The 7,773-nt window shown below is 65.8% G+C and carries 9 protein-coding genes; all 9 read right to left on the minus strand.

Features of this window, described 5'->3' with window-relative positions; genetic code table 11:
- Positions 1–95: 95 nt before the first annotated feature.
- Positions 96–305, minus strand: a complete 210-nt coding sequence (locus tag O0J73_RS20430) for a hypothetical protein (RefSeq protein WP_031636935.1) — start codon at positions 303–305, stop codon at positions 96–98.
- Positions 306–367: 62 nt separating this feature from the next.
- The gene (locus tag O0J73_RS20435; RefSeq protein WP_031637312.1) at positions 368–1,837 is read right to left on the minus strand and encodes a ParB/RepB/Spo0J family partition protein; all 1,470 of its coding nucleotides are present in this window, start codon (positions 1,835–1,837) and stop codon (positions 368–370) included.
- A 79-nt stretch (positions 1,838–1,916) separates the two neighbouring features.
- Positions 1,917–2,741, minus strand: coding sequence for a DUF932 domain-containing protein (locus O0J73_RS20440; protein ID WP_019396530.1), 825 nt, complete (start codon positions 2,739–2,741; stop codon positions 1,917–1,919).
- 708 nt (positions 2,742–3,449) lie between these two features.
- Positions 3,450–3,728, minus strand: a complete 279-nt coding sequence (locus tag O0J73_RS20445) for a hypothetical protein (RefSeq protein WP_031637040.1) — start codon at positions 3,726–3,728, stop codon at positions 3,450–3,452.
- A gap of 38 nt (positions 3,729–3,766) precedes the next feature.
- The gene (locus tag O0J73_RS20450) at positions 3,767–4,117 is read right to left on the minus strand and encodes a DUF2958 domain-containing protein (RefSeq protein WP_031637043.1); all 351 of its coding nucleotides are present in this window, start codon (positions 4,115–4,117) and stop codon (positions 3,767–3,769) included.
- A gap of 268 nt (positions 4,118–4,385) precedes the next feature.
- Positions 4,386–5,696 (minus strand): MFS transporter, encoded by a 1,311-nt coding sequence (locus O0J73_RS20455; protein WP_031637045.1) that lies wholly within the window; start codon positions 5,694–5,696, stop codon positions 4,386–4,388.
- Positions 5,697–5,705: 9 nt separating this feature from the next.
- Positions 5,706–5,963 (minus strand): metal-sensing transcriptional repressor, encoded by a 258-nt coding sequence (locus O0J73_RS20460; protein ID WP_003111693.1) that lies wholly within the window; start codon positions 5,961–5,963, stop codon positions 5,706–5,708.
- Between the two features lie 83 nt (positions 5,964–6,046).
- Positions 6,047–6,439 (minus strand): hypothetical protein, encoded by a 393-nt coding sequence (locus O0J73_RS20465; RefSeq protein WP_031637048.1) that lies wholly within the window; start codon positions 6,437–6,439, stop codon positions 6,047–6,049.
- A 352-nt stretch (positions 6,440–6,791) separates the two neighbouring features.
- Positions 6,792–7,773 (minus strand): PDDEXK nuclease domain-containing protein (locus O0J73_RS20470; protein ID WP_033878745.1); only part of this gene is annotated, 982 nt, incomplete at its 5' end.

A 7,773-nucleotide genomic window follows, 5' to 3' on the forward strand; every position in this document is an offset into this window, starting at 1 on the left:
CTACCGCCCGCCCTCGGGCTGGACGGCCTGCGCCGACCTCACCGACATTCACCCCATCACGGGCCGCGCCCGGATTTTTGCGGTGCTGATCGCGGTTATTCCTTCGTCTCGATGAGCCACCACACGGCAGGCGGCAAGGCGCGGCCCGTGATGGGGTGAATGTCGGTGAGGTCGGCGCAGGCCGTCCAGCCCGAGGGCGGGCGGTAGCCGCGCACGTCGCCATCGCCGTTCCAACGGCGGGCGCGTACCGTGCCAGCGGCGTAGATCGCCGCCATGCGCGGGCGGCTAATGGTGGTGCGGGTCATGGGGGCTTCTCCTTCCAGCGAAGCGCCCCGGTCGAGGCCGGGGCGCTTGCCTTCGGCGCGGGTCAAGCGGCCAGCGCCTCGGCGGGTTCATCCGCCATTGCCTCGGCATCCTCCGTGGCGTCCTGCTCCGAGCCTTCTTCCTGCGCGGCATCCTGCGGGCCAGCGGCCTTGAAGATGGCGGGCATCCAGCCCGAGCCATCGGCCAGGCTTGCGGCCTTGGGCGCGTCGGCGTCCTCGTGCTCGTCGTTGGCGGATTCGCCTTCGGTGCTGTCGAAACCGCGCCGCAGCTTTTCCAGCGTGCGCAGCGCCTTGGCCTCGGCTTCGCGCAGCAGGCCGCGATGAATGGCGGCTTCGCCGTTGCGGTCGATGGTGACGATGGCACCGGCCACCTCGCGCACTTCGGGGGTGTAGCCCTGTAAGGCGTCCTCCGCGTCTTGCAGTTCCCCGACCACCTGATCGCGCCGCTGTTCCAGCTTCTCGGCTTTGGCTTCGTCCTCGGCGTCGCAGGCTTCTTCCAGTTCGCCGTCGATCTTTTCGAGGCGGGTTTCCAGCGAGGCGATGCGGCGGGCCTCACGGGTGGTCGGCTCGCGACGATGGCGCGGGGCGTTCTGGAACGCCTGCCGTTCCTCGTAGGCCAGATGCGGCACGGCCTCCACCCATGCCCACCCCTCGGCGCGCACGTCCTCGGCCAGCGTTGCCAGCTTGTCGCGCACCAGCGTTTCCAGCACTGCGGTATCGGTGAGGTAGGTTCCGGCATCGCCTTCCGCGAACAGGTCACGGCGGATGCCGCCGCCTGCCTGCCGGTAGGTGTCCAGCCCGACGAAGCGCACCAGCGCGTGCGTGGCGTCGATTTCGCGCTCGGTCAGGCGCTCGCGCAGCTTGGACGGGCTGCGCTGCCATTCCGGCGCACCATAGAACGCGGCTTCCTGCGCGGCGTGGTCGTCGGTGATGGTCAAGGCCATCAACTGTTCCAGCGTGACGGTTCCGGCGCGATAGTCGGCCATCAGGCGCGGCGCGATGTGGGCCAGCTTCAAGCGGCGCTGCACCACCAGCGGGGACACGCCGAAGTCGGCGGCAATGTCCTCGATGGGCCGGCCTTCCTTGACCAGCGCGGCGAACGCCTCGAACTGGTCGGCGGGGTGCATCTGCTCGCGCATCAGGTTTTCCGCGAGGCTGACGGTGCGGGCCGAAGCATCGGGCACCAGCAGGCACGGCACTTCGTAGTCGGCGGGGATGCGCTTCTTCTTCGCCAGCAGCTTCAAGGCGGTCAGGCGGCGATCACCGGCCACCACTTCGTAAGCCTCGCCATCGGCGGAAAGGATGACGATCAGGTTTTGCAGCAGGCCGATGCGGGCAATGCTCGCGGCCAGTTCGGGGATGGACAGGCGCGGCATCTTGCGGGCGTTGCGCTTGGAGCGGCGCGGCAGCAACTGCGACAGCGGAACCAGAATCAGGTTCTTGGACGGGTCGGCCATTTCCAGCGGTGCGGCGGTTTCGATGGCGGCGATTTCGGTTTTGAGTACGGCGTTCATGGTGATAACTCCTTGCGGTTAGGGATGCAGCAGCGAGAGAAGCGGCAAGGGCTGCTGCCTGCCCCTGCCGCGTGGGGATTCAGGCTTTCAACTGGCGCAGGCCATCGGCCAGCAGCCACAGGGCGCGATTCAGGCGCACGCTTTGGTCGATGCCCTGCACGGGCCGGGTGGTCTGGCGGCGGCCATTCGCGGCGCGGGCGGACAAGCCGCCTTTGGTCAAGTTCTCCTGCGTGCGGTTGAACACGCTCCACAGGTCGCGGCGGTCATCGTCGTGGCGGCGCGGCATCAGGATTTGCGATTCCGTGATGGGCGCGGGCTTGTCCTCGTCGTACTTCAACGCCAGCGCAGCGCGGGCGAACACTTCCGATTCCCCGGCGTCGAGCGTGATGGCGCGCATGGCATCGCGGGATTCCTGCGCCCGGTCGAAGCCGTGCAGGACTTCGTAAGCGCCTTCGATGACGTGCCCGGCTACGTCGCCCTTGTGCGGCACGCGCACGTCGGCCACGGTGTCGCCGCAGACAAGGCCATTGCTGCAAACGAAGCGGAACATCCCGGCCAGCATCTGATAGCTACTGGTGCCGTCATGGGAGTTCAGCAGGATGATTTCGTTGGCCTCGCGGCCGTTGATCTGGCTGGCGTGGCGCAGCCGGATCATGTGCTTGGTGTAGTCGCGGCGGTCGTCGTGGCGCACGCGGGTTTGCGTCACCATGAAAGGCTCGAAGCCTTCCCCGCGCAGTTCTTGCAGCACGGTCGCGGTGGGGATGTAGCTGTACCGCTCGGAGCGGCTTTCGTGTGGTGCCTCCGCGAAGATGGACGGGGCCACTGCCCGGATTTGGTCATCGGACAAGGGACGTTCCGAACGCAGCACCGGGGAACGGGAAGCGAAGCGGGATGCGAGTTGCATGGCATTTCTCCTGACAAAGAAAAAAGGGTTTGCTGTTCACCGCACACCGGATTCCTAGATTCGGAGCCCAGCCTTTCGGCTGTTTGGTGCGGTCGGCACGAGGAACCCGGTTGGCCCTGTTGCCACCGTCTTTCCTGAGTTCATCGCCCGCGACGGTCAGGAGCGCGCGGACGGGGGCCGTCAAGGAGGCAAGCGCAGGGTTGGTGCGGCCCGCAGCGAAGCGAGGACACGGCCCTGCGCGCCTTGACGGCGCACGGGCGCGGGCTACAGTCGCGGACAAGGTGATGAAGTCAGGGGAGACGGCTGGACATGGCAACGGCCCCTCAACACGCCGATCGCACGGCAAGCGAAGCGCGCAGGCCCGGATCTAGGAATCCGGGCCGGAGGCGTCAGCCGAGCGGAGCGAGGGAACGATGGAAGCCCGAATGGGGCGAGACGCCGCAGGCGGCTCGATGCGCTACGCGCACGACAGCGCGACCGGCCATGTTTCTTGGCCGGGGACGTCCGGACTTCAAGGCTCGATGCACAAGCTCATGCGCCAGTCATCGGGAAACAGGTTCGACAGCGACTGCCGTGGTCTGGCCGATCCGGCGCAGCCGGTTCGGCGGTCTTTGAGGGGCGCCAAGCATTGCGCGGCGGGGATAGCCCGCAGGGCTTTCCCCTGGAGGCAAGCGAAGCGCGCAGCGCCCCGGAAGGCGCGCGAAGGCATCACGCCGAGTCGTCAGGGCGCAGGCTGGATTCCGCAGCCGGCATCCACGGCGATGACGAGTCCAGCAGGTAGCGCGCACCGCGCGCGTACAGACCCGACAGCCCGGTGGGCCGGTAGAACCCGGTGACGCGGTGCCGGAACTGTGCGCCGTATTCGTTGGTGTAGATCACCGCGTCGCCGATCTTGAAGCGCAAGGGTTGTCCGTTCTCCGGTGCGAACGGCTTGAGCGCATCGTGCTGCGCCGTGATTTCGATGATGTAGTCGTGGTGGCTGCTCATGGCATTGAGGAGCGCCTTGCGGCGCTCCCAGGGCCGGGTCAGACAACGATTCGTCCGGCCAGCCGCGCATCGCGCGCGTAGGCGCTCAATCGCTTCTCGGCCCGGAAAGACAGGTCGCGCTCGATCGGCAGGCCCAGCCCGCCGCGCACCGTCGCCAGCTCGCCCAGGCTGACCCAGCCGATTTCCGGTGCCCCCAGGCCCAGGTCGCATAGACCAAAGGCGTGGTCGTGGTCGTCGGGATCAATCTCGGTCAGCAGCCAGGTCGCGCCGGCGTCCGGCGTGAACAGCTTGACCACGGGCGCCGGATCGAAGTCCGCGTTTTCCAAGGATTCGCGGCCGTTGGCCAGCAGCACGATGCGCTGCTCGTCAGTGATGAGTGCGTTGTTCATGGTGAACTCCTGAAAGGTTGCCGGGCGGAATTGCCCGACCCTTCCGGGGCACGGCGCAGCGCAAGCAGTCAGGGGTCAACGACGGCCGCCAGGACGCAAGCGCCATCGGCGCGCAGCCCTTGACGGCGAGAACGCCGTGGCACGATGAAGGGGACAGCAAGACGGCCTCCCTCGCACCTCCACGCACGGGGTTTTTGGCAAGCGAAGCGCGCAGGCCCGAATAGCAATCCGGGCCGGAGGCATCAGCGATGTGAAAGGCGGGCAGTTCTTAAATGCGCGCCCAGTCCCGGTGCAGATCGTCAACGATCATGGGATGACGATGCCCGCCTCGGTCTGCATGTTCGCGCAAGTGAGGATGATCTGGCGGTAGATCAGGGTGATCGTGGGCGATGTCGGAAGAATCACTAGCGGGCCAGAGCCACAGCGCCAGTCCCACTCCGACAAGACCAATCAGCGACATGATGATGAAGGTCGATTGCAGCCCAAAGGCAGCGCCGAAGCGACCGGCCAAGGGATAGCAAATGAGCCAACACGCATGGGACAGGGCGAATTGCGCGGCAAAGACCGCGGGGCGATCCTCGGGATGAGCGGAGCGGCGCAACAGCCGGCCGGAAGGTGTTTGCGCCACGCTGTAGCCGAAGCCGACCACCAACCAGATCACCACCAGAATGGCATAGGTCGGAATCATTGCCCCGGCTGCCGTTCCCACAACCAGCATCGCCGCTCCCGCAATCATGACAGGTCGATCAGCAATCTTGTCGAGCAGGCGAGGCAGCGCGAAGGCCGCAACCATCGACCCGCCTCCGAAGGCCGCCAGCGCCCACGCTACCTCGGATTCGCCCAGCCCGAAGCGTGCCTTCACGATGACCACCGTGTTCACGATCACCATTGACCCCGCTGCTGCCACAGCGAGGCTGATCGCCAGCAGACCCCGAAGGCGCGGCGTGGCGAGGTAAATGCGCGTGCCCCGCGTAGTGCGATCCCATATGCCACGACGCGGGCCGGGAACGGTTGTGGGAAGCCTCACGCTGACCACAAGCGCGGCTGACACGAGGAAGCCGAGAACCGTTCCGGCAAACAGGTTGTGGAAGCTGATGACCGTCAGTAGCGCGGCGGCCAGCATCGGGGAGATCAGGCTTTCCAAATCGTAGGCCAGCCGGGAAAGCGACAGTGCTTTCGTGTACTCGTCTTCGTCGGGAAGGATGTCCGGGATAGTGGCTTGAAAGGTCGGCGTGAAGCCTGCGGACGCCGCCTGCAAGACGAAGATCAGCAGATAGATTTGCCAGATTTCGCTGACAAAGGGCAAGCAGAGCGCAACGGATGCTCGTACTAGGTCAAGGGCAACGAGCAACGACCGTCGCGGCAGCCGGTCGGCGAACGCCTGCGCGACCGGGGCGACTCCGACATAGGCCAGCATCTTGATTGCGAGTGCCGTCCCGAGTACCGCGCCGGCATTCGCCCCGGCCAGATCGTAGGCAAGCAGGCCAAGGGCCACCGTCATCAGGCCGGTGCCGACAAGCGCAATCACCTGAGCGGCGAACAGGTGACGATAGGTACGGTTCTTCAGGACGGAGAGCATCGGCGGGCCTCAGAGCAGTTTGGTCAGTGCCTTCATTTCGGTCAAAACGGAGTCTTCGTCATGGGCCAGGCAATGGTCGATGTGGTCGTGGATCAGGACGCGCTTTGCGGCCGTCACCGCGCTTTCCACCGCCGCGAGCTGGCGGGCGATGTCGAGACAGGATTCGCCACTTTCGATCATCCCTATGACGTGCCGAAGATGACCATCGGCGCGTTTCAGCCGCTTCACGAGATCGGGATGGGTTGAGTGCTTGTGTGTCGCGTTCATGTGGCAATTGTATCCCCCCTGGGGGGATATGAAAAAGTGCGCCGCCCGCGAAGGAGCGACGCACCGAAGGCCGCACGACGCAATCAGCCCGCCGCCGGCGCTGTCATCGACTGCAACTGCTCGATCACGCCAGGCTCAACGAACACGCAAGCCTGCTCGTCCGCGATCGGCACGTTGAACACCTGCGCGAACACCGTGCGCCGCAGATGGGCCAGCCGGCCCGTCCGGTATGCCTGCTCGGGCTTCATGCGCCCGCCAGCCTGCGAGCCGCTGCGCTGCGGATCGCATTCGATCAGCGCGACAAAGCCATCGTCGGCCAGCTTCTGATGCTCGGGGCACAGGCCCCAGCCGGTCGCCGTGTGGCGCTCCATGCTCGCGCGCAGGCGCTTGTCCAGCAGGATCGCGCCGGTGTCGAACGCCGTGCCGCAGACCAGGCAAACGTGCTGTTCGAGGGAAACGTGTGATTTGTCGTTCATGACGGTTCTCCGGTTGCAAGGGCGGAATTGCCCGGAACCGTCGCCCTCACGGCGCAGCGCAGCAGTCAGGGGTCGCAGACGGCCGCCAGGACGCAAGCGCGCAAGGCGCGCGCAGCCCTTGCACGGCGAGAACGCCGTGATACGGTGAAGGGACACAGCAAGACCGCCCCCTCACACCACCCCACGCACGCGGGTTTTTGGCAAGCGAAGCGCGCAGGCGCGGATCAGCGAGCCGGGCCGGAGGCGTCAGTGATGGAAGCCCGACAGGGGCGAGACTCGCGCAGCGAGGCTCGATGCGCAGCACGACAGCGCGACGGCGGCACGCCGGGACGCCCGACTGCTTGAGACAGGACTACTCGTTGTCGGTCTTGCGCTGCTCGATCTGCAACTGCGCCCGTTGCGTTGCTTGTTGCAGCCGCTCCACTAGCACGCCCCTCGGCGGCAAGGCGGTCAGGTACTCGGCGACGTGGATGCCCGACTTGTCCAACTCCAGCAATTCGATCTGCTCGCGCTTCTTGCCGGTGCAAAGGATGATCCCCAGAGGCGAGGCTTCCTCCGGCTCCCGTTCGTGCTTGTCCAGCCAGCGAAGATAAAGCTCCATCTGTCCCTTGAAAGCTGCCTTGAACTCGCCGACCTTCAACTCCACTGCCACCAGCCGCCGCAGCTTGCGGTTGTAAAACAGCAGGTCGAGGTGGAAATCCTCGCCGTCGATCTGGATGCGCTTCTGCCGGGCCACGAAGCTGAAACCCGCGCCCAGCTCCAACAAGAACGACTCCATTTCGCGGATGATCGCCGCCTCCAAGTCGCCTTCTTGCCAAGTGTCCCGCAGCCCCAGGAAGTCGAGGATGTAGGGGTCGCGCATGATCAGGGCGGGCGACATGCGCTGCGCATCGCGCATCTTCGCCAACTCCTGTGCGATCGTCTCGCCCGGCTTTTGAGACAGCGCCGTGCGCTCGTACAACATCGAGTCGATGCGCTCGCGCAGCGTCCGCACGCTCCAGCGTTCGGCGCTCGCCATCTGTGCGTAGTAGTCCCGCTGGAGCGGGTCTTTCAGCGGGATCAGGGCGATGAAGTGCGTCCAGCTCAATTCTCGTATCAGTGATACGAGAATCTGCTCGTCGGGGAAGGTGGCCGCGAACTGCACCATGCGGCGCAGGTTCTGCTCGGCAAAGCTGCCGCCGTACTCCTTCACCAACTGCGCCGCCAGGGTGGGCAGGACTTCCTTGCCATAAGCGCCCCGGCGCCCGTCCAAGACCTGCGTGCGGATGCGCTGGCCGATGCGCCAATAGAGCATCGTCAGCTCGCTATTCACCGTCGAGGCGGCGCGCTTGCGC

Origin of the sequence: Stenotrophomonas sp. Sm6012 (assembly GCF_030985895.1) — a bacterium.
Taxonomy (GTDB): domain Bacteria; phylum Pseudomonadota; class Gammaproteobacteria; order Xanthomonadales; family Xanthomonadaceae; genus Stenotrophomonas; species Stenotrophomonas forensis.